The organism is Saccharopolyspora karakumensis, from assembly GCF_004349225.1.
Classification (GTDB): domain Bacteria; phylum Actinomycetota; class Actinomycetes; order Mycobacteriales; family Pseudonocardiaceae; genus Saccharopolyspora; species Saccharopolyspora endophytica.
The window spans coordinates 34,035-55,839 of the sequence record NZ_SMLA01000033.1 but is presented as its reverse complement, the minus strand read 5'-3'; the positions used below and the strand labels follow the sequence as shown (position 1 = coordinate 55,839).

Genomic DNA, 21,805 nt, shown 5'->3' with positions numbered 1-21,805 from the left:
GACCTGCGAACAGTGGAAGAGAGATAGCGGGCGCGGCGTGCTTCGGACGTCGCGCCCGCCTCATCCGGTCGCTTAGAGTGTCGTTGTGACCACTCAGCGGGAGCTCGCCGAGCGTCTGGGACTGCCCGTGCATCCGCCGAAGACCGAGGTCTTCGACCTCGCGGCGGGCACCAACACCGACCCCAAGGGCCACGTGCGCACCGTGAGCCGCTTCCGCCGCGAGCCCTTCGGGCTCTACCTCGCCCGGCCGCTGCCGGGGCAGCCGAAGATCGCCGCGCTGGAGTCGTGGCTGCTGCCCTCGCTCGGACTGCGGGTGACCCGCTGGTACTGGCGGCCCGGTTTCGAACGCGACCTCGACTACTACCTCGATCTGGTCGACATCGAATCGAGTGACGCCCAATGGCGGACCATCGACCACTACCTGGATCTGGAAGTGCGCCAGGGCAGGGACGTGGAACTGCTCGACGTGGATGAATTCGTGCTCGCGGTCCAATCCGGACTTCTCGAACCGGAGACGGCCGAGCGCGCGATGCGGCGGGCCACCGCGGCGCTGGAGGGGATCACCCGCTGCGGCTACGACCTGCCGAAGTGGTTGCGCACCAACGACATCGAGCTGCCGTGGAGTGGGCAACCCGCCCAAGGTCCCGTACCGGGACCGCGTTCGCTACCGCCAACGGAGTGATCATCACCGCTGGCCCCGGCGCAATTCCCTGCGCCGGCCGACCATTGCGGAAAAGTTATGTTAAAAGCCGGTACTGATGATCACGTTGCCGGTTTTCGCGGCTACTCTTTGAAACTGTGAGCGCTGCGATTTCCCCCAAAATGATGGAAGTCATCGATCTCTTCAGCTCGCAGCGCAGACATCCTTCCGGGTACGTGCACCAGCTGGAGGTCTGCCACGTCGAGCGATGGGGCCTTGCCGTGGAGTGCCCGACTCCGCAGGCCCCGGAACACGACGTCGAGATCACCTGGATACTGGCCGACCTGGGCCTGCGCCTGACCAAGTTCCGCCCGCGCAACCGGCACTCCCGACCGAGCCCGAGCACGCTCACCGCGGTCACCATCCACCGCGACACCCGCTCCTGGGCCACCACGGACCTCCTGCTGGGCCTGGAGATCTCGGACCGGGGCCGGCCCCGCATCACCAGGGCCGCGGAGTTCGCCTCCGCCGTGGCCACCGGCGCCATCCGGCAGAGCGAGGCCGACTACGCGTTCCAGACGGTCCACCGCACGCTCGACGAGGTCAGCCTCCACCGGTCGATCAACCAGTGGCTCGCCTACCGAGGCATCTTCGACCCCTGGTGACCCTCCCCCACCTCCCATCCCCACAGGCGGCGGTCCCCGATTTCCATGGAACCCGGGGTTCCGATTTCCACTGAAATCGGGGGTCAGGAGGTGGGAACGGGGATGGATCAGCGCGTCCAGTGGGTGACGTCCGCCCAGGTCATGGCCCTGGGGAGGTTCGCGGCGAACCAGGGTTCCTTCGCCTCGGCGTAGCCCTCGTGGTCCGGGTCGTCGGCGTGCGCCTCGGCGGCCTGCCGCTTCGTCGCGAGGTAGTCCTCGCGGGCCTGGGGGTCCGCGCGGAGCCAGTCGGGGAACAGCAGGGCCACCCGCCAGGCCGCGGTGCCCTCGACGCGCACGTGCAGGTTGACGTGGCGACCGGGGTCCGCTCCGGCGTGGAAGCGCTTGGACCACTGCTCCGGCTCCGGGGCGAAGTCGTGGGAGTGGTCGTGGTCGCTGGCGGGCACGACCGGGAAACCCGCGTCACCCAGCGGCTCAGCCAGGGCGTCTGCGTCGGCGAGGGTGCGGACCGTGATCTGGAGGTCGATGACGTCCTTGGCCGGCATCGGCACCGAGGTGGAGCCGACGTGGTCGACGCGCACCGCGCGCTGCCCCGCTGCTCGCTCCACGCGGGCGACCAGCCGCCGAGCCTGGGCCGCCCACTCCGGATCGGGGTCGACGAGCTTCGGCGGCGTGGATTCGGCGCGCCGGCGCAGCCGCAGGTTCTGCTCGAAGGGCACCAAGCGGTCCCGCCACAGCTCGTCGACGCTCGTGCGCAGGTCCTCGACCGAGTCCGCGTTGTCCAGCCACACGTCGGCGGCCTCGCGGCGCTGCTCGTCCGTGGCCTGCGCGGCGATGCGCGCGCGTGCGTCGTGCTCGGCGAGCCCGCGCTCGATCAGCCGCTGCACCCGGACGTCCTCATCGGCATCGACGACGATCACCAGGTGATAATGCGGGGAATATCCCGCCTCCACGAGCAGCGGGATGTCGTGCACCAGAACCGAGTCGGCGGGTGCTTCGGCCATTCGCTGCGCGGTCAGCTCCGCGACCTTGGGGTGCACGATCGCGTTGAGGTCGAGCCGGGACTGCTCGTCGGCGAACGCCGTGGCGGCGAGCGCCGGCCGGTTCAGGGCACCGGTCTCGTCCAGGATCGCCTCGCCGAACCGCTCGACCAGCTCGGCCAAGCCCGCGCTGCCGGGCTCGACGACCTCGCGCGACAGGGCGTCGGCGTCGACCACCACCGCGCCGAGCTCGGCCAGCCGCCGAGCTACCGTCGACTTGCCCGATCCGATGCCTCCGGTCAAACCCACGCGCAACATGCGCTACATCCTGCCAGCTGATCACCCGTCTGTGAGGGGGCAGTTCTGGTCAGGCGAACCGGATATCGATCTTGGACGGTCCACAACCGCCCGAGACGCGAAGCGGCCCCGCATCCACGGGGGATGCGGGGCCGCTTCGGACTTCAGCCTTCAGGCGTCAGTGCTCACGCACCACCGGAGAGCTTCTCGCGGAGGGCGGCCAGCTGGGCGTCGCTCGCGAGCGAGCCGCTGTCCTGCTGCTCGTCGTTCGAAGCCGACGAGTAGTTGCCGCCACCGGTCGGGGCCGGCTGCTCGTCGTCGTCGCCACCACCGGCGGCAGCGGCAGCCGCGGCCTCGGCGTCGGCCTGACGGGCCTTCGTGATCTGCGCGATGTGCTTCTCGTAGCGGGTGTGCGCCTCGGCGTACTGGCGCTCCCACTCCTCGCGAGCCGACTCGAAGCCTTCCTGCCACTCCTGGGTCTCCGGATCGAAGCCCTCGGGGTAGATGTAGTTGCCTTCGTTGTCGTACTCGGCAGCCATGCCGTACTGGGTCGGGTCGAACTCCGAGTCGGGGCTGAAGCCCTCGTTGGCCTGCTTCAGCGACAGGGAGATCCGGCGACGCTCGAGGTCGATGTCGATGACCTTGATCATCACCTCGTCGCCGACCTGGACGACCTGCTCCGGGATCTCCACGTGGCGCTCGGCCAGCTCGGAGATGTGGACCAGGCCCTCGATGCCCTCGTCGACGCGGACGAACGCACCGAACGGCACCAGCTTGGTGACCTTGCCCGGCACGATCTGGCCGATCGCGTGGGTGCGGGCGAACTGACGCCACGGGTCTTCCTGGGTGGCCTTCAGCGACAGCGAGACGCGCTCGCGGTCCATGTCGACGTCGAGGACCTCGACGGTGACTTCCTGGCCGACCTCGACAACCTCGGACGGGTGGTCGATGTGCTTCCAGGACAGCTCGGAGACGTGCACCAGACCGTCAACCCCACCGAGGTCGACGAACGCACCGAAGTTGACGATGGAGGACACGACGCCCTTGCGGACCTGGCCCTTCTGCAGCTGGTTGAGGAACTCGCTGCGGACCTCGGACTGGGTCTGCTCCAGCCAGGCGCGACGGGACAGGACCACGTTGTTGCGGTTCTTGTCCAGCTCGATGATCTTGGCTTCGAGCTCGCGGCCGACGTAGGGCTGCAGGTCGCGGACACGACGCATCTCGACCAGGGACGCCGGCAGGAAGCCGCGCAGTCCGATGTCGAGGATGAGGCCGCCCTTGACGACCTCGATGACGGTGCCCTTGACGGGCTCGTCCTTCTCCTTGAGCTCCTCGATGGTGCCCCAGGCACGCTCGTACTGGGCGCGCTTCTTGGAGAGGATCAGTCGGCCTTCCTTGTCCTCCTTCTGGAGAACAAGCGCCTCGACGAAGTCACCAACGGTGACGACCTCGGCGGGGTCGACGTCGTGCTTGATCGACAGTTCCCGGGACGGGATGACGCCCTCGGTCTTGTAGCCGATGTCAAGCAGCACCTCGTCACGGTCGACCTTGACGATGGTGCCCTCAACAATGTCCCCATCGTTGAAGTACTTGATGGTCTGGTCGACGGCGGCGAGGAAGTCCTCCTCCGTCCCGACGTCGTTCACTGCGACCTGCGGCTTGGTGGCGGCTGCAGTCGGGACGGTGGTGGTGTCGGTGGACATCAGGTGGGTTGCTCCGGTACGGATAGGTTGGTCGCTGGTTCTACGCTTGTGCCGCGCCATGGCCGGTTTCGTCCGGTCCAGCGAGGAGCCGGACCTGCGGATTCCGTTTTGCCGAACGGCCTTCACAACCCGGTCTGAACCGGGACGCGGAAGCCGCCGAGAAAAAGACCCACGGCGCGGGCGGTATCGTACGCGCTTTCTCGATCGCCGGGCAAACCGCGGTACCCCTGGATGGCAGACGGGCTTCGGACGCGCGACACAATCTCTTCACGTCCACGCCCTGAACCACCTTCACCCGGGGGAATCCTTGACACATCCCGACGAGCCGGAAAACGCCAGCTCCCAGAATAGCTCGGCGGAGCGGTTGCTGGGGACGGTCGGTGTCCGCAAGCGCAGCGTGGACGCCGCGGAGTCGCGTTCGGCGAACCGGCTGTGGTGGGACGCCGACGCCGACGACTACCACGCCGAGCACGGCGACTTCCTCGGCGACGACGACTTCGTGTGGTGTCCGGAGGGCCTGCGCGAGGAGCACGCCGGCCTGCTCGGGGACGTGCGCGGCAAGCGGGTCCTGGAGGTCGGCTGCGGTGCGGCGTCGTGCGCGCGCTGGCTGGCCGGGCAGGGCGCCGAGGCCGTTGGCCTGGACATCTCCGCCGGAATGCTGCGGCACGGGGTCGACGCCGCGAGGCGCAGCGGGACGCACGTGCCGCTGGTCCAGGCCAGCGCCGATCTGCTGCCCTTCGCCACCGACAGCTTCGACATGGCCTGCTCGGCGTTCGGCGGAGTGCCGTTCGTCGCCGACGTGGGCGCGGTGTTCCGCGAGGTGGCCCGGGTGCTGCGGCCGGGCGGCAGGTGGGTGTTCGCCGTCACTCACCCGATGCGGTGGATCTTCCCGGACGACCCGGGGCCGACGGGCCTGACGGCGACGAACTCCTACTTCGACCGCACCCCTTACCTGGAGATCGACGGCGACGGCCGCGCCACCTACGTCGAGCACCACCGCACCCTGGGCGACTTCGTGCGGGCGCTGTCGGGGGCCGGGATGCGATTGACCGATCTGATCGAACCGGAGTGGCCTGAGGGGCACACTCAGATCTGGGGGCAGTGGAGCCCGCTTCGCGGCAGGCTGTTCCCCGGGACCGCGATTTTCGTGTGCACGCTCGACTGAGGTGTCCCGCGATCGGCTTGCTCGGCGCCGCGGGTAGCGGAACCTCAGGTGGCGGAGAAGGCGACTTCACCGCTCGGCCGACGTCCACGCCCGCGCCGGTGAGGCGCGGGCCCTAGGTGTGAGGAGCCCCCTGTGGCGACCGCGCAGGATTTGATGCAGGCCCAGTTCGCGCGGTTCGCCGCCCTGGACCCGCAGTTACCGCAGGACCAGTTCGTGCCGACCGACGCCGAGCCGGTGGCGGCGCGGACCTCCGACGGGCACGCGGTGGCCGGGCTGGTCACGCACACCTCGAACCCGGAGGGCTCGGCGCGCGGCCTGTGGCAGGCCGGCGAGGCGTTCGAGCTGTTCCCGATCATCGGCGAGCACCCGCGCGCGGGGATGGATTCGCTGCTGGGCGCGTGGCGGGAATGGCTCGGCGAGCAGGACGACCCGGGCCCGAACTCCTCGGCGATGGTGGTCTGGCCGAGCCGTGACGTGCAGGCCACGCGGGCGCTGCTGGATCACGGCTTCCTCCCGCTGTCGGTGCTCGCGATTCGATCACCCACCCCGGCCGCAGATACGGAACTGTCTGGTACCGTAAAGGTGCGTCGCGCCGGACCGGCCGACCTGGACACCGTCGTCGAGCTCACCCTCACCGAGCTCGAGTACGCAGCCCTCGTCGGAACCGCCACGTACCGCTCCGATGCCGCGCAGCTGAAGCGGACCGCCGCCCGAGTGCGCCTGCACTCCGACGACCCCGTCTGGCTCGCGGAGCAGGACGGCACGCCCGTCGCGGTCGCGGAGTGCGGCTGGATCGACACCGGCAAGTCCCCGCGGGCTTACCGGCTGCGCCCCGGCTCGTGGGGATACGTCAACTGCGTGTCGGTGGACGAGAAGGCGCGCGGCACCGGCATCGGCAGGCAGCTGATGTCGGTGGTGCACAACGAGTTCGTGCGCCGGGGCGCCATCGGCAGCTTCCTGTACTACAACCCGCCCAACCCGCTGTCCTCGGTGTTCTGGCCCCGCCAGGGATACCGGCCACTGTGGACGATGTGGGAGGTGCGCCCGGCCACCGCAGTGCGCTGACCCCGCCCCGGGGCCTGCGCGCAGGTCCTAGGGATCGAGGAGAAGGCGTGGAGATCGTCGCCACCGGCGTCGAGGTCATCGGCGCGCACGGGCCACTGCTGGCCCCCACTTCGCTCCGGGTCGCCGACGGTCAGACCCTGCTGGTCACCGGCGAAGCCGGAACAGGCAAGACCGCGCTCGCGCTCGCCCTGTCCGGACGGCTCAAGCCCAGCAGCGGGAGCATCCGGCTGGACGGCTCGGCCGACGCGGACCGGCTGCGCCGCGCCGTCGCCGTCGTCGACGCCCCGCAGATCACCGAACCGGACGACTCACTGCAGGTCCGCGACGTGACCGCCGAAGGTCTGGCGCTGGCCCGGCGCGGTTCGACCCGGCGCAAGGTGCGCGGCTGGCTGGCCGACCGCGAACTGCCCGGCGACGTCCGGTTCGAGAACCTCACCGCGCACCAGCGCACCCGTCTGCTGATCGACCTGGCCTGCGAGTCCCGCACCACGCGCGCGCTGGTGCTCGACTGCCCCGACCGCCACGGCGACGACCCGCAGATCTGGTACTCCCTGGCCACCGCCCGCGCCGGAGAAGGCATGGCGGTGGTCATCCTCTGCTCCACGCACTCCGCCGACAAGCTCGGAGCGCCCGCCGTCCGCATCGGCGCGGACGACACCGAAGAAGTCCACTTCGGCCGGTTGACACCTGAAGGTCCGTGATGACTACTTTTCGGCTCGCCGCAACGGAATTGCGACGACTCACCTCGGGCAAGCTGCCCAAGCTCGCGCTGCTGGCGGTCACCTTGGTGCCGCTGCTCTACGGCGCGATGTACATCTACGCGAACTGGGATCCCTACGGGAAGCTCGACTCGGTGCCCGCCGCGGTCGTCATCGACGACACCGGCGCCCAGAAGGAGGACGGCCAGCCGCTCAACGCCGGCCAGGACGTCTACGACGAGCTCATCGACTCCGGCACGTTCTCCTGGACCCGCACCGATCTCCAGCACGCCCAGGCCGGCGTGGCCAACGGCGACTACACCTTCGCGCTGGTGGTCCCCCGGGACTTCTCCCACGCCCTGGTCTCCCCCGCCGACTTCGAGCCGCGGCAGGCCAAGCTGCAGCTGATCACCAACGACGCGAACAACTACCTGGTGGGCACCATCGCCGACAAGCTCGCCGGTGAGGTCCGCAAGGGCGTCGCGTCCAACGCGGGATCGACCGCCGCCGAGCAGTTCCTGCTGGGCTTCTCCACGGTGCACGACAAGACCGTCGAGGCCGCCAACGGCGCGGGCAAGCTCGCCGACGGCGCCGGGCAGCTGCGCGACGGGCTCGGCCAGGCCGAGCAGGGCGGCACCCAGCTCTCCGACGGAGCCCACCAGCTGCTCAGCGGACAGCAGCAGCTCGCCTCGGGCGCCAACCGGCTCGCCGACGGAACCGGCCAGCTGCACACCGGCCTGCAGCAGCTCCGAGCCTCGACCGCGCAGCTGCCGGAGCAGACCGCGAAGCTGGCCGACGGCGCCGAGAAGGTCGCCCAGGGCAACGAGCAGCTCGCGCAGAAGGCCAACGTCGTCGGCGACCTCTCCCAGAGCATCGTCGACAACCTGGACCAGACCAAGGCCAAGACCGCCGCGCAACTGCGCCAGGCCGGCGTCGACGAAGCCACCGTGCAGAAGATCGTCGTCGGGCTCGACGACCTGGGCAGTCCCGCCACCGACGCCAACACCGAGCTGCAAACGCAGGTCGGGCAGCTCAACATGCTCGCCGACGGATCCCGCCAGGTCGCCGACGGCAACCGGGCGCTGGCCAACGCCACCCCGCAGCTGACCAGCGGCATCCAGCAGCTCACCAGCGGCGCCGGGCAGGTCGACGACGGAGCCGCCCAGCTGCGCGAGGGCCAGCAGCAGGCCCTGTCGGGCACCAGCAGGCTCGCCGACGGCGCCGACCAGCTCGTCGGCGGTACCCGGCAACTCCACGACGGCTCCGGCCGGCTCGTCGACGGCTCCACCACGCTGGCCACCGAGCTCGGCAAGGGCGCGGGCGAGATCCCCAACCCCGACGACAAGACCCGGCAGGCCACCGCCGACACCATCGGAGACCCGGTCGCCGTCGACACGCAGGCGCAGGTCAAGGCCGACACCTACGGCGCCGGGCTGGCGCCCTACTTCATGGGCCTGGCGCTGTGGGTCGGCGGGTTCGTCCTCTTCCTGCTGATGCGGCCGATGTCCAACCGGGCGCTGGCGGCCGGTGTGGCGCCGTGGCGGGTCGCGCTGGGCGGCTGGCTGCCCGCCGCGCTGATCGGGCTCGTGCAGGCGGTGCTGCTGTTCTCGGTGGTCGTGTTCGCCATCGGAGTCCACCCCGCGCACCAGTGGCGGACGCTCGCCTTCCTGATCCTGACCTCGTTCGCGTTCACCGCGGTCGTGCACTCGCTGAACGCGGCGTTCGGCCCGAAGGGCAAGTTCATCGCCCTGGTGATCCTGGTGCTGCAGCTGGTCACGGCGGGCGGCACGTTCCCGTGGCAGACGATCCCGGAGCCGCTGCACCCGCTGCACCAGGTCCTGCCGCTGGGCTACGTGGTGACGGGGCTGCGCCACCTCATCTACGGCGGCACGGAGGCCTCGGTCGGTCAAGCCGTGGCGGTCCTGCTCTGCTACCTGGTGGCGTCCCTGCTGCTCACCACGATCGCGGCCTGGCGCCAGCGGGTCTGGACCCCCAGCCGCCTCAAACCCGAGCTGTCGCTCTGATCAACGCGAACGGCGGGCCGCCGGACAGATCCGGAGGCCCGCCGTTCGCGTTGATCAGGGTGGGAAGAGGTGCGTGCAACGCGGCGGAGCCGCTGCCTCAGGTGTGGGACTCAGCCGGCACCGACGCGTACGCCGCGACGCCGTGCATTGGCATGCACGAGGAGTGGCGCGCGGAGTCCAGAAGGCGTGCCAGGTTCCGCTACCCGCCACCGAACAGGTCTCAGTCGTCGTAGCGGGCGATCTCGATGAGGTTCCCGTCGGGGTCGCGCAGGTAGAGCGAGGTGATGGGGCCGCTGGAGCCGGTGCGACCGACCGGGCCCTCCTCGATGCGGACCTCGTTGTTGCGCAGGTGCTCCTGGACGTCGGCCAGCGCGTGGCTGGTGACGAAGCACAGGTTCGCGGAGCCGGGGACCGGGTGGGTCGCGGTCGGCTCGACCAGCTCGGCAGCCGCGTGCAGCTTGATGGTCTGGTCGCCGAAGCGAACCGCACGCCGCGCACCGGGGAACTCCACCGGCTCCATGCCGAGCACGCCCTGGTAGAACTCGACCGCCCGATCCACATCGGCGACGGTGAGGACCAGGTGGTCGACTCGGTCGATGCTGATCATGCTCCTCCTCGGGGTCGGCGCGGTCAGCTCCGGGAGTGCTGCCGCGCCCTGGTGACGCCCCGCCGGCCACAACGCCGCAGCGGCCGAGCCCGGCCGGAGCGTGTACCGCAGGCTATCCGCACCGGTGTTCGGTACCCGCGTTCGGGCCCCACCAGCGGTGATGTTCGCCATTGCACAACATCACGCCGGGGCACATCCCCGAAACGGGGGTTCTGTGATCGAGTCGAGATCCCTCGCCGCTCAGTGCGCGGCGGAGTCCCAGGAACGACCCGACCCGACCGAGACCTCCAGCGGCACGTCCAGCGGGTACGCCGAGCCCATCTGCTCGCGCACCAACTTCTCCACCACGTCCCGCTCGCCGTCGGCGACCTCGATGATCAGTTCGTCGTGCACCTGCAGCAGGGTGCGCGAGCGCAGGCCCTCCGCCTTGATGGCTCCGTGCACGCCCAGCATGGCGACCTTGATGATGTCGGCGGCGCTGCCCTGGATCGGGGCGTTGAGCGCCATCCGCTCGGCCATCTCGCGGCGCTGCCGGTTGTCGCTGAGCAGGTCCGGCAGGTAGCGGCGGCGTCCCATGATGGTGGAGGTGTAGCCGTCCTTGCGGGCCTGGTCGACGACCTCGCGCAGGTAGTCGCGGACCCGGCCGAAGCGGGCGAAGTAGGCGTCCATCTGCGCCTTCGCCTCCTCGGCGGAGATGCGCAGCTGCTGCGCCAGACCGTAGGCCGACAGACCGTAGGCCAGGCCGTAGGACATGGCCTTGACACGTCGCCGCAGTTCCTGGTCGACCTCGCCGATCGGCACGTCGAACGCCTGCGAGGCGACGTAGTTGTGCAGGTCCTCGCCGGTGTTGAACGCCTCGATGAGCCCCTCGTCGCCGGAGAGGTGCGCCATGATGCGCATCTCGATCTGGCTGTAGTCGGCGGTCATCAGCTCGGCGTAGTCGCCGCCGACGACGAACACCTCGCGGATCCGGCGGCCCTCTTCGGTGCGGATCGGGATGTTCTGCAGGTTCGGCTCGGTCGACGACAGCCGGCCGGTGGCGGCGATCGTCTGGTTGAACGTGGTGTGGATGCGGCCGTCGTCCGAAATGGACTTGGCCAGACCCTCCACTGTGGTCTTGAGCCGGGTGGCGTCGCGGTGTTCGAGCATGTGCTGCAGGAACGGGTGCTCGGTCTTCTCGAACAAGGTCTGCAGCGCTTCGGCGTCGGTGGTGTAGCCGGTCTTGGTGCGCTTGGTCTTCGGCATGTTGAGCTCGTCGAAGAGGACCACCTGCAGCTGCTTCGGCGAGCCGAGGTTGATCTCCTTGCCGATGACGGCGTAGGCGTCCTGCGCGGCCTGCTTGACGCGCGCGGCGAAGCGGGCGCCCAGTTCGGCCAGCTGCTCGGCGTCCACCGCGATGCCGGCGCCTTCGAGCTCGGAGAGGACCAGCAGCAGCGGCAGCTCGAGGTCGGTGAGCAGCTTGGTGCTGTCGATGCGGGCGAGCTCGATGTCCAGCGCGTCGGCGAGCTCGGCGACCGCGCGGGCCCGCAGCAGTTCACCTTCGGCGGCCTTCTCCTGGCTCTCCGACTCGTCCTCCAGCAGCGACAGCTGGCCGTCTCCCTCGCCGCTGTCGGCGCGCAGCTCGCGCTGCAGGTAGCGCACGACCAGGTCGGGCAGTTCGAAGGAGCGCTGGCCGGGACGCACCAGGTAGGCGGCCAGGGCGGTGTCGCTGGTGAGACCGGCGATGGTCCAGCCGCGGTCGCGGATGGCGTGCAGCGGGCCCTTGACGTCGTGAGCGGCCTTGGGCGCCTCGGCGTCGGCCAGCCACGACGCGAGCGCCTTCTCGTCCTCGCTGGTCAGCGACGTGACGTCGACGAACGCGCCTGCTCCGTCGGCGGTGGCCAGCGCGATGCCCGCCAGGTCGCCGTGGCCGCGCGCCCAGGTGCCGGTGCAGGACAGGCCGACGCGGTTGCCGCCGCGGGCGTGCTGGTCGAGCCACGCGGCGAGCGCGCCGGGCTCGATGACGCCACCGGTGATCTCGAAGCCCTCGTCGACCTCGGGTTCGGCGCTGGAGAGCGTGGCGAACAGCCGATCGCGCAGCACCCGGAACTCCAGGTCGTCGAACAGCCGGTGCACGGCGTCGCGATCCCAGGCGCGCACCTCGAGCTCGTCCGGCCCGGCTTCGAGCTCGACGTCGCGCACGAGCTCGGTGAGCTGCCGGTTGAGCAGCACCGACGACAGGTGCTCGCGCAGGTTGTCGCCCGCCTTGCCCTTGACCTCGTCGACCCGGTCCACGAGCCCGGCCAGCGAGCCGAACTGCTGGATCCACTTGGTGACCGTCTTCTCCCCCACCCCCGGGATCTTGGGCAGGTTGTCCGACGGGTCGCCGCGCAGCGCTGCGAAGTCGGGGTACTGCTCGGGGCTCAGCCCGTACTTGGCCTCGACGGCCTCCGGGGTGAACCGGGTCAGCTCGGAGACGCCCTTGGTCGGGTACAGCACGGTGACGTCGTCGGTGACGAGCTGGAGCGCATCGCGGTCGCCGGTGCAGATGGCGACCTTGAAGCCGCCGCCGGTGGCCTGGGTGGTCAGCGTGGCGATGACGTCGTCGGCCTCGTAGTTGTCCTTGCTCAGCACCGGGATGTTCAGCGCGCCGAGGATGTCCTGGATGAGGCTGACCTGGCCCTTGAACTCGTCGGGGCTGGCGCTGCGGTTGGCCTTGTACTCGGTGAAGGTCTCGCTGCGGAAGGTCTTGCGGGAGACGTCGAAGGCGACCGCGAGGTGAGTGGGCTGCTCGTCGCGCAACAGGTTGATCAGCATCGAGGTGAAGCCGTACACCGCGTTGGTGTGCTGCCCGGTGCCGGTTTGGAAGTTCTCCTTCGGCAGGGCGTAGAAGGCGCGGTAGGCCATCGAGTGGCCATCGATCAACAGCAGGCGTCGGTCCTCGGAATGCGTCACGGCCGCGAGTTTAGGCTGAAGCTCTGACAGCCAGTACCGCAGGCGACGGGGAGGACCAGCAGTGCCCGCTACCGACAACGGTGAAGCCGTGACCAGCGGTGACGCCGACCTGGAGGCGCTGCTGAGCGCCACCGACGAACAGCTCAGCTCCCGGATGGGCATCGAGATCGTCGAATACAGCCCCGATCGGGTGGTCGCGACGATGCCGGTGGCCGGCAACCGCCAGCCCTACGGCCTGCTGCACGGCGGCGCGAACGCGGTGCTCGCCGAGCAGGCCGGTTCGATCGCGGCAGCGCTGAGCGCCGGCGAAGGCCGCATCGCCGTCGGCCTGGAGCTGACCTGCACCCACCACCGCGCGGCCACGGAGGGCCAGGTGACCGCGGTGGCCAGCCCGCTGCACCGGGGCCGCTCGACGGCGACCTACGACATCGAGATCACCGACGAGAAGGGCCGCCGCACCTGCTCGGCGCGACTCACCTGCATCCTGCGCGACCAGCCGCCGAAGTGATCAGAACGCGAAAGAGGCGGGGCACCCGTGGGGCACCCCGCCTCTCGTCGTCGATCAACCGCCACGCAGAACGGCTGTGGAAAACCGCCTAGGACAGGTTTTCGAGAACCGCCTGCGCGACCGCCTTCATCGTGGTGCGGCGATCCATCGCGGTTCGCTGCAGCCAGCGGAAGGACTCGGGCTCGGAGAGGTTGTGCTTGCTCATCAGCAGGCCCTTGGCCCGCTCGATGGTCTTGCGCGCCTCGAGGCGTTCGGTGAGGTCGTTGACCTCGGCTTCCAGGGCCTGCACCTCGGTGAACCGGGACACCGCCAGCTCGATGGCCGGCACCAGGTCGCGCTTGGCGAAGGGCTTGACCAGGTAGGCCATGGCCCCGGCGTCGCGCGCCCGCTCCACCAGATCGCGCTGGCTGAAGGCGGTCAGGATGACCACCGGCGCGATCCGTTCCCCAGCGATGTTGGAAGCGGCCTCGATGCCGTCCATCTTCGGCATCTTGATGTCCAGGATCACCAGATCGGGTCGAAGTTCCTCAGCGAGCCGAACGGCTTCCTGTCCGTCACCAGCCTCGCCGACGACCTGGTAGCCCTCCTCGCGGAGCATCTCCACGAGGTCAAGCCTGATCAACGCCTCGTCCTCGGCCACGAGTACGCGACGTTCGACGGGCTTGGCCTCGCGTGTGTCCTCGGCAGCCGGCGTCGTCACCGGGATCCTCCAGTAGAACTCGGGGTCCGCCAATGCGGTTTGCATCGGAAACCGCAGCTTACCGGTAGTGACTTCACGCCGAGGTTAATAGGCGGCGTGACCATTGCGACATCGTGGGCGCTCACGCTTTCGAAGGTTTCCTCCGCACGAACACCAGGTAGATCACCAGGATCGCGGCGACGCTGACCAGGCTCAGCACGAGCTGCGACCGGATGTCCGGCACGAAGATCATGGCGGCGATCACGGTGCCGATCAGCCCGAGCGTGACCCAGGTCAGGTAGGGGAAGAACCACATCTTCAACTTCAGCGACTCGGGCGCCTCGCGCTCCAGGCGACGCCGCATCTTCAGCTGCGAGAACGCGATCATGGCGTAGATGAACAGAGCCACGGCACCCGCGCTGTTGATGATGAAGTAGAAGATCGTGTCCGGAGCGACGTAACTCGCCGCAACAGCGACGTAACCGACCAGTGTGGACAGCAGGATCGCCTTCCACGGCACACCCCGACCGTTGAGATCGCGCACCCACCCGGGAGCGAACGACCGCTGCTGCAACGCGAACAGCATGCGGGAAGCCGTGTAGAGACCGGAGTTGAGCACCGAGACCACCGCGGTGAACACCACGACGTCGACGACCACCTCGGCCGCGGGAAGCCCGAACCGGGTGAACGCCGCCGCGTACGGGCTGCCTTCGGTGGGGACCTGGTCCCACGGCGTGATCATCACCAGCAGCGTCACCGACCCCACGTAGAACAGCAGCACCCGCCACACCACGGCCTTGGTCGCCTTGGCCACTGAGCGCTCGGGCTCGTCGGACTCGGCGGAGACGATGGTGACGATCTCGGTCCCGAAGTAGGAGAAGATCACGATCACCACGCCGTGCAGCACGGAGAAGCCGCCGTTGGCGAAGAACCCGTCCTTGCCGATGTTGCCGACCGACATCTCGGCCCCGGGCCAGAGCCCGAGGACGAACACGGTCCCGCACAGCAGGAAGATCACGATGGTGATGACCTTGATGGAGGCCAGCCAGAACTCGGTCTCGCCGAACGAGCGCACCGACACCAGGTTCGTCCCGGTCAGCACCATCATCAGAACCAGCGAGATGACCCATTGGGGCACCATCGGGATCAGCGGGTTGATCAGCTCGGCCCCGGCGACGGCCTCGAAGGCCACCACGCCGACCCAGTAGTACCAGTACAACCAGCCGAGCGTGAATCCCGCCCACTCCCCCAGCGACGTCCGCGCGTACTCCATGAAGGAGCCCAACGTGGGCGCCGCGGTGGCCATCTCACCGAGCATCCGCATGACGAGCACGACGATCAGCCCGCCGATCGCGTAGGAGACCACGGCCGCCGGCCCGACGGTCGAGATCACCGCGCCGCTGCCGATGAACAGGCTCGCCCCGATGATCCCGCCGAGCGCGATCATCTGCAGGTGCCGGTTCTTCAGACTCCGCCGCAGCCCGGCGGGCGTCGGCTCCACCTGCGTTCTCCCATCGACCAACACGGCCTCCGCGCGTTCGACCCACCACACACTGCACGACCCCGCGAACCTAAACCGCCGTGATCACAACCACCAGACCCCCGCGGAAAGGATCACCAGAACCCCGCAGCAACACCGTGACCAGGGATAACCCACCGGACACCCTCCCGGAAGACCCTGATCGGCCGTCACGTATGCTGACGACAAGACCAGCCCCCGTAGCCCAACGGCAGAGGCAGCGGACTCAAAATCCGTCCAGTGTGCGTTCGAATCGCACCGGGGGCACCAGCCTTCACCAGGCAAAACAACCGAATATGTGGATCATGGAAATGGTCCTGGGTGCGGCCTTGGGTGCGAGTACACTCAAGGCCATGAGTCGTTCACACCCCGATGAACGTCAACGCGGCCGCATCGAGGAGCGCAGCAAGACGCTCCGGGTGGTCGTCTTCGCGGGCAACGACCCGGTGACGGGTCGCCGCACCTACCTCCGCGAGACGATCAACGGCACGGACAAGGCCGCCTACAAGCGCGCCGAGAAGGCGCTCACCAAGCTGCTGGCACAGGTCGACAACCAGCGCTCCACCCCCTCAACCGTGAGCCTGTCCTTCGCCCTGGACGAGTGGATGCGCACCAGCGAGATCGAGGACAGCACCCGGCACACCTACAGCGGCTACATCGACCGCTCGATCAAGCCGGCGCTCGGCGAGACTGCGGTGAACAAGATTTCCGCGAGGATGCTCGAGGGCTTCTACACCGAGCTTCGACGCTGCCGCGCCCGCTGCGACGGCAAGCCCTACATCGAGAAGCACAAGAAGCCGGGCGAGCACGACTGCGTCGCCGAGGAATGCCGTCCGCACGCGTGCAAACCGATGGCCGCCTCAACGGTCCGCCAGATCCACGCGATCATCAGCGGCACCCTCGACGCCGCCGAACGCTGGGACTGGATCAGCTCCAACCCAGCCCGCGTCGCACGGAAACCGCGCCAGAAGCGCCCGGAACCGGACCCGCCCACTCCCGCCGAGGCAGCGCGACTGTCCGAGGAAGCATTCCGGATGGACGAGGACTGGGGCACGCTCGTCTGGCTCGCCATGACCACCGGCATGCGCCGCGGAGAACTCGTCGGTCTGCGCTTCTCGCGCGTCGACCTCGACGAGGAAGTCATCGACCTCCGCCGCAACTGGGTCCGCGGCAAGGAGAAGGACACCAAAACCCACCAGAACCGCCGAATCGCCCTCGACTCGGAAACCGTCACCTTGCTCCGCGAACACCGCGACCGCGTCGCCGACCGAGTCCGGGATCTAGGCGGCAAGTTCAACGACGACCTCTACGTCTTCGCCGGCACCCAACACCCCGACCACACCCAGCCCTACTCCCCCAACGCCATAACCCAGCGCTACAAGGACATGGCCGACAGGCTGGGCATCAAAACCCACCTCCACGCCCTACGCCACTACTCCGCCACCGAGCTCCTCACCGCAGGCATCGACCTCCCCACAGTCTCCGGCCGTCTCGGACATGGCGGCGGAGGCGCCACCACCCTCCGCGTCTACGCAGCCTGGGTCGCAGCTTCCGACCGCAAGGCCGCCGAGATCCTCGGGAGCCGAATGCCGAAACGTGGATGAACTTGGGACAGCACTGAGCACTGGTAAAGAACGACGCTTGGTGCGGATCCTCCGCCGCAACCGTTCCAACCACCCGTCCGCAAAAGGGGCAGTCGCCTCACCTACGACCCCGTACCAAGCTAAGCCAGGGCCGAGGGACCTATCCGCCGGTGTAGAAATCGGGCATCAGATAGTCCGGGCCGTAGTAGCGGAGACGAATATCGGTATCAGCACGGTGCCGCCGAGCGCGCAGGACACCCTGCCGATCATGTTCGAGGTGAACGGACCCCTCCCCGAGCAGTTCGAAACCGGTAGACCAGATTTTGATCTTGCCTGGTTCCTCGTCAGTCACGCGCAGCCATGTACCTGGATCCGGGATCGTTCCATACCACCTTACATCAGGTACATCCCTGCTCTGGCGCCTCCACCGACGCGAATGGCGTGTCCGTGAACGGTTGACGAAGGCGTCCCATGCAGACCGTGTTTCGGGTGTGGGCCAGTCTTCGTTGAGGGATTGTTCGGGCCCGAGATTATCGATCCACTGGCGCATTCCCGCGGGCGAGTCGAACCTGGCGTTGGTGGTCGTGACCGCCGAGATGGCCGCCATTCGATGATCGAAACCGGAGCGAATAAGTATCGCGGCTGACCGGTTGAACGTTCCCGTCTCAATGGCTGCCACCGCCGATCCTGATAATATGTCAGCGTCGGCATTACCTTGTGCAGCCTCGTAGACTCTGGCCGCCTCCATCCCCCAAACAAGTCGGTAGGTACTGTCATCCTCGATGAACTGCGCTACGTCAATGGGGTCACCGGAGATCTCGCTGAGATCCGATCCATTTACCCAGCGCCGCAACACGTCGCGCCAGCGTTGGAGCTTCGTCTTTGGCTGGAACGTAGGCATCCCAAAAACGACGTCAGCGACAGCCACAATAAGGTCGGCGGCCGTCTCGTATGCCTCTTCCAGGATGGCGATCTCGGCCTGTCCTACCAGATCGGTGATTTGGCTGGACTTTCGGGAAAGTTCGGAGCCAGCGTCTGCACCCAGTCCAGCCAGGAACCAACCTCGGCGCTGGGCAGGTGTGCCAGTCCTCCACAAATGTCTGGTTCGGCTGTACACGATTGCCCGTATGGAGGCTGCCCTGTCGTCGTCGAAGCGGGCGAGTTGACGTTCCCACAATGAATCGCGCAGCGCATCAGCGACGATCTGCGTCGCGGCATCAGCATCTACGTCCTGATCATCGTCCCCGACGATGCTCAAGATTCCGATGTCAAGCAGCTCGAGATTCGATTGCCAGCTCTCGGCCGCGGCTGTCTGTCGGCCGGCGCTCTCTTTAGCCACGATGGGTAAGGCCCAGTCGGGACCACCGGACAGATAATTCAGTAACGGCTCGACTGAAGCTCGTCCCTGCGCCTCTTGCATCCTACGCAGGAGAGCGACACCAATATCGATCAATCCCGACCGCAGCGCCTTACCCCTGCCGCCCTTCGTTAGTTTCGTCCAGTCCCGAGTCCTCGATTGAACCTTATCGAAAATTGGATATAGGACAAGGCCTTCGGTATCAACGAAAGCCCGGCCCGCGCGCCCGATCACGTTGGCGAACTCAGAACCCTTGAGGAGGTCCTTCCCGCGCCGCACACTGTGGAAGAGCACCGCCGAAGCAGACAAATTCAAGCCTTGAGCGAGTGTCGGTGAAGCGATGGTGATCTTCAAGATCCCTCGTTGCAGGAGCCGCTCGATCTCGCGCCGGAAGGGGCCAGGCAGCGCTCCGTGGTGGATCGCCACGCCGAGCTCAAGACACCGCAGGATGGGATGGCCAGCGCCGAACCACTCAGCACCCACAGCCAGTGCCTCCCTCAGGTCCATACCTGGTGGCAGCACCGATGTCACCAGGCCTTGCGAGTGAAGCCGGACGATTTCGCGGGCGTAAGGCTCGACGGAGTTCCGCTGCGGGCAAAAGATCAGGACAGTCTCGCCCTCTTCGACCAACCGCCACCCGGTGGCGATGACGTGTTCACGCTGATCTTTCGGGAATGTCTTTCTGCGCCGACCGCTGGGCCTCTCCGATTCGAAGTACCGGGGGATGAACGGCCGCTCCGCTCCCAAAGTTATGGACAACCGTGCATGATCTCCACGCCACTCAACGATGCCGAATCGCTGCTCGGTCGGCCGCCAGGACTCGCGATGCAGGGCGTCCGCCTCGTCGCCAGTGATCCACGCGACGAAGTCGTCCAACTCCGACCCCGAGGGGAAAATCGCTGAGAGGCTTAGAATTCGGCGTTCTGACGCATCCGAGCGGCGCAGCAGTCGTTGAATCTGGGCTTCGTACCGAACTTCCCGCTCGGACGCTCCGATCATGTGTCCTTCGTCCAATACGATCAGGCCAACGTCGTCAAGCACAGACGGATCAGCTCGAAGGGCGAAGTCCAGCTTTTCCGGCGTCGCGACGACGATCTCGCTGGAATGCAAGCCATCCTCGTCAACGTCGCTCGTTCCCATGCTTCCGTACAGCGACGAGACTCGTATACCCAGCGGCGAAAACGTCCGGGCGAGAACATGCTCGGTCTGCGCAGACAGAGCTCGCAGCGGGGTAACGTAAACCGTCCGACGCTCTTGCGCGAGACAAGCCAAAATCGCCAATTCGGCGATGCGGGTCTTGCCAGCGCTGGTCGGCAGCGCGATGACGAGATCACGTACGTCACGAAAGATTCGGTCGACGACGTGCAGCTGGGAAGGCCACAGATCGATCTCCGACCGCTCCCGCGCCAGCAACGACGCAACGAAGTTGCGTCGGAGCTCGTTCCACCGCTCAATGTCGTTGTCAACTCCGGACGGTGGTTCGCGCGGGATATTGGTTTCGAGGCTGGTGTCGAACAGCCCACCCATCAGGTACCGGGTAAGCCGGTAAACCCACCAGGGACCTGGGGCGCTCACATCAAGGGCTGCTTGCTCACCTTCGCGAAGTTCCTCAATCGCTCGCTCAAGGAGGATCCCGCTGCCGATCTCGATCGCGAACAGGCCAGCTGAGACGGCGGAAAGGTAGTTCTCACTGAGAAGAAGGACCACGGGGCCAAACTCGTCAGGCCGCGTGTCGTTGCGCATACGGCCCTCCTCCGCGGAGGTGAGGGCATCCAACAGCGTCCCGTCGGAAACCTCTGCCGACGCTCGCAGCGCTGCGGTCCGCCGTTCGATAGAGCTCAAATCGCGCATGAGCAGGTCTGCCAACGTTTGTTCCATCGGAGTCAGCCGCTCCGATTGGCGACTCGTCCGGATTAGCGAGAACGCGCGCGCGGCATACCCACCGAGATGGCTGGCCGCGCCGGCGACAAGCCTATGAAGAACCAGATCCATCCCGGCCGCCGCGTTTCGGATAGCAGCTTCCAACGCGTAGGAACTCTGGATGAGTCCTTCTCGCGCGAGGTTGATCTGGTCAACCGAGCCATCTTCCGCGATCTCCAACAGCTCGAGGCTGGTGGACAGCAACGCGTACCCATAGTTGAGCAAGTCCGCATCGAGAAAAGGACTGAAGCCGGGTGCGTCCGGCGGCAAGATCCCGTCACGGCGAACCATCGACTGAGCTTGCCCACGAGCCAGTAGGCGTCCGCGGAATTCGTTATCGAGGGCGGCAGTCAGAATCTGCGCCAGTTCCTGCGCTTCACGAGCCACCGAAAGTCACTTTCTCATAGGCATTCTTGACGAACTCCTGGTGCCCCTGAATTCGCAACGTGATCGTCAACTGAGACACAGACCCACGATAAGACTCCAGATCAGCCTTAACGTGCTCGCTCGGGTCACTGCTCGTCAATAGGAACATCAGATGCTCAACACAATCAGGCCGCACTCCCTCAATGAGTTGCAACCTAAACACAGCTTCTCCCACCTCGATATCGTCCGTGGACAGGAGCCGTGTGGCAAACTGGGCGAGAGACTGCGGCGACGGCAACTCATCGTTTCGCGCCAGGCCTTCGCGAGCCTCCACGACAGTACGCTTATCAAGCCGCTTGCGGCTTTTGGCTTCCGCCTTGACGATTCGCAATTTCCCATCGGAGTCGTACTTAGCCCCGAGCGCATCATCGCCCCTCATCGCCCACTCTTGATGGTCACGCTCCATGAGTCGACTTGGTCCCACCACGCATCCCTGTTCCTCGCGAAGATACGCCGTCGCGAAGATCTCACCCATGTCACCAGAACGGGCGCTTGACTCAGTGGGGAGCGTGTTACGAAGGTGCTCTGCGACCGCATCCTTCCCCAGTCGTTCCGCGATACGCGCCAACGTGTCGGACTTCGCATACATGGTCGGCAGAGCCGCTCCCAGGACTGCAACTCCCCTTGTTGCGTCATCCGACGTAAGGACGCCGGCGAGGTGCCCACCCACACGTACGGGCTCCTCAACAGTGCACCAGCTACGAAAGTCAACCATGGCCTGCCGCTCACGCGCCCTTTCCCGCCCACGTGGGTCCTGGACAAAACGCGGGCCCTACGGGGTTGATCAGGTGCCCACTGCGAAAATACCTGATTCTCAACCGTTCGGCGGAGACTCTTGCGATCACGGGAGCGGCAACGGGACCAAGCTCCGAGGAGTTCCAGCATGGCCCATTGCAGTATGCCCTGGTAGAGGCGTTGGCGTAGAAAGCCAGAATTCGTGATCAAATCCGCCCCGTCGTCCTAGGTCATGCCGCCCGGGTACGTCGCTACGCCCCGACGCTGCTTGGAAGTCCGCGGCAGTATTGCTTCTCCTACAGC

The 21,805-nt window shown here is 67.1% G+C and carries 16 protein-coding genes and 1 tRNA gene; 9 read left to right on the top strand and 8 right to left on the bottom strand.

Translation table 11 applies throughout. The annotated features are described in order from the left end of the window. Positions 1 to 85 precede the first annotated feature (85 nt). Positions 86 to 682, top strand: a complete 597-nt coding sequence (locus E1202_RS20335) for a DUF402 domain-containing protein (protein WP_132684735.1) — start codon at positions 86 to 88, stop codon at positions 680 to 682. Positions 683 to 825: 143 nt separating this feature from the next. Beyond that, complete coding sequence (locus E1202_RS20330; RefSeq protein ID WP_235878703.1) at positions 826 to 1,305, top strand: hypothetical protein; 480 nt, start codon at positions 826 to 828, stop codon at positions 1,303 to 1,305. A gap of 107 nt (positions 1,306 to 1,412) precedes the next feature. On the opposite strand, the gene coaE is transcribed toward E1202_RS20330, so the two are convergent. Together coaE and rpsA are read right to left on the bottom strand one after the other, a co-directional pair. Beyond that, the gene (gene coaE / locus E1202_RS20325) at positions 1,413 to 2,600 is read right to left on the bottom strand and encodes a dephospho-CoA kinase (protein WP_132684733.1); all 1,188 of its coding nucleotides are present in this window, start codon (positions 2,598 to 2,600) and stop codon (positions 1,413 to 1,415) included. Between the two features lie 164 nt (positions 2,601 to 2,764). Then, on the bottom strand, positions 2,765 to 4,282 hold the full coding sequence (gene rpsA / locus E1202_RS20320) for a 30S ribosomal protein S1 (protein ID WP_132684732.1): 1,518 nt from the start codon (positions 4,280 to 4,282) through the stop codon (positions 2,765 to 2,767). A 307-nt stretch (positions 4,283 to 4,589) separates the two neighbouring features. On the opposite strand from rpsA, the gene E1202_RS20315 reads away from it, so the two are divergent. From E1202_RS20315 to E1202_RS20300, 4 genes are all read left to right on the top strand, one after another. Beyond that, entirely contained in the window at positions 4,590 to 5,447 is an 858-nt protein-coding gene (locus E1202_RS20315; protein ID WP_132684731.1) for a class I SAM-dependent methyltransferase, read from the top strand. 132 nt (positions 5,448 to 5,579) lie between these two features. After that, a complete protein-coding gene (locus E1202_RS20310; RefSeq protein ID WP_132684730.1) occupies positions 5,580 to 6,512 on the top strand; it encodes a GNAT family N-acetyltransferase in 933 nt (310 codons plus the stop codon). 47 nt (positions 6,513 to 6,559) lie between these two features. Further along, complete coding sequence (locus tag E1202_RS20305; RefSeq protein ID WP_132684729.1) at positions 6,560 to 7,213, top strand: ATP-binding cassette domain-containing protein; 654 nt, start codon at positions 6,560 to 6,562, stop codon at positions 7,211 to 7,213. Continuing rightward, positions 7,213 to 9,234, top strand: a complete 2,022-nt coding sequence (locus tag E1202_RS20300) for a YhgE/Pip domain-containing protein (RefSeq protein ID WP_132684728.1) — start codon at positions 7,213 to 7,215, stop codon at positions 9,232 to 9,234. The genes E1202_RS20305 and E1202_RS20300 overlap by 1 nt, the downstream gene beginning before the upstream one ends. A 220-nt stretch (positions 9,235 to 9,454) precedes the next feature. On the opposite strand, the gene E1202_RS20295 is transcribed toward E1202_RS20300, so the two are convergent. Next, positions 9,455 to 9,841: a VOC family protein gene (locus tag E1202_RS20295; RefSeq protein WP_132684727.1), complete on the bottom strand. Its 387-nt coding sequence runs from the start codon at positions 9,839 to 9,841 to the stop codon at positions 9,455 to 9,457. 240 nt (positions 9,842 to 10,081) lie between these two features. Beyond that, a complete protein-coding gene (gene polA, locus E1202_RS20290) occupies positions 10,082 to 12,727 on the bottom strand; it encodes a DNA polymerase I (RefSeq protein WP_235878717.1) in 2,646 nt (881 codons plus the stop codon). A 157-nt stretch (positions 12,728 to 12,884) separates the two neighbouring features. Between polA and E1202_RS20285 the strand changes: the two genes are divergently transcribed. Continuing rightward, the gene (locus tag E1202_RS20285) at positions 12,885 to 13,283 is read left to right on the top strand and encodes a PaaI family thioesterase (RefSeq protein ID WP_408006927.1); all 399 of its coding nucleotides are present in this window, start codon (positions 12,885 to 12,887) and stop codon (positions 13,281 to 13,283) included. An 88-nt stretch (positions 13,284 to 13,371) separates the two neighbouring features. On the opposite strand, the gene E1202_RS20280 is transcribed toward E1202_RS20285, so the two are convergent. After that, a complete protein-coding gene (locus E1202_RS20280) occupies positions 13,372 to 13,983 on the bottom strand; it encodes an ANTAR domain-containing response regulator (RefSeq protein ID WP_132684751.1) in 612 nt (203 codons plus the stop codon). 121 nt (positions 13,984 to 14,104) lie between these two features. Continuing rightward, the gene (locus E1202_RS20275; protein WP_132684750.1) at positions 14,105 to 15,409 is read right to left on the bottom strand and encodes an amino acid permease; all 1,305 of its coding nucleotides are present in this window, start codon (positions 15,407 to 15,409) and stop codon (positions 14,105 to 14,107) included. A gap of 266 nt (positions 15,410 to 15,675) precedes the next feature. Between E1202_RS20275 and E1202_RS20270 the strand changes: the two genes are divergently transcribed. Both E1202_RS20270 and E1202_RS20265 read left to right on the top strand, forming a co-directional pair. Further along, positions 15,676 to 15,751: transfer RNA gene (locus tag E1202_RS20270), tRNA-Leu, on the top strand. Positions 15,752 to 15,834: 83 nt separating this feature from the next. Further along, positions 15,835 to 17,085, top strand: coding sequence for a site-specific integrase (locus tag E1202_RS20265; protein ID WP_132684725.1), 1,251 nt, complete (start codon positions 15,835 to 15,837; stop codon positions 17,083 to 17,085). Positions 17,086 to 17,224: 139 nt separating this feature from the next. On the opposite strand, the gene E1202_RS20260 is transcribed toward E1202_RS20265, so the two are convergent. Further along, complete coding sequence (locus E1202_RS20260) at positions 17,225 to 20,728, bottom strand: DEAD/DEAH box helicase (RefSeq protein WP_132684724.1); 3,504 nt, start codon at positions 20,726 to 20,728, stop codon at positions 17,225 to 17,227. Beyond that, positions 20,718 to 21,356, bottom strand: a complete 639-nt coding sequence (locus E1202_RS20255) for a Hachiman antiphage defense system protein HamA (RefSeq protein ID WP_328591004.1) — start codon at positions 21,354 to 21,356, stop codon at positions 20,718 to 20,720. The genes E1202_RS20260 and E1202_RS20255 overlap by 11 nt, the downstream gene beginning before the upstream one ends. Between the last annotated feature and the right edge of the window lie 449 nt (positions 21,357 to 21,805).

Bases quoted from the DNA above. Each gene is read 5' to 3' on its own strand.
- E1202_RS20330 (WP_235878703.1), top strand. From the start codon at position 826: ATGGAAGTCATCGATCTCTTCAGCTCGCAGCGCAGACATCCTTCCGGG.
- coaE (WP_132684733.1), bottom strand. From the start codon at position 2,600: ATGTTGCGCGTGGGTTTGACCGGAGGCATCGGATCGGGCAAGTCGACG.
- rpsA (WP_132684732.1), bottom strand. From the start codon at position 4,282: ATGTCCACCGACACCACCACCGTCCCGACTGCAGCCGCCACCAAGCCG.
- E1202_RS20300 (WP_132684728.1), top strand. From the start codon at position 7,213: ATGACTACTTTTCGGCTCGCCGCAACGGAATTGCGACGACTCACCTCG.
- E1202_RS20295 (WP_132684727.1), bottom strand. From the start codon at position 9,841: ATGATCAGCATCGACCGAGTCGACCACCTGGTCCTCACCGTCGCCGAT.
- polA (WP_235878717.1), bottom strand. From the start codon at position 12,727: ATGGCCTACCGCGCCTTCTACGCCCTGCCGAAGGAGAACTTCCAAACC.
- E1202_RS20275 (WP_132684750.1), bottom strand. From the start codon at position 15,409: ATGATCGCGCTCGGCGGGATCATCGGGGCGAGCCTGTTCATCGGCAGC.
- E1202_RS20265 (WP_132684725.1), top strand. From the start codon at position 15,835: ATGAGTCGTTCACACCCCGATGAACGTCAACGCGGCCGCATCGAGGAG.
- E1202_RS20255 (WP_328591004.1), bottom strand. From the start codon at position 21,356: ATGTATGCGAAGTCCGACACGTTGGCGCGTATCGCGGAACGACTGGGG.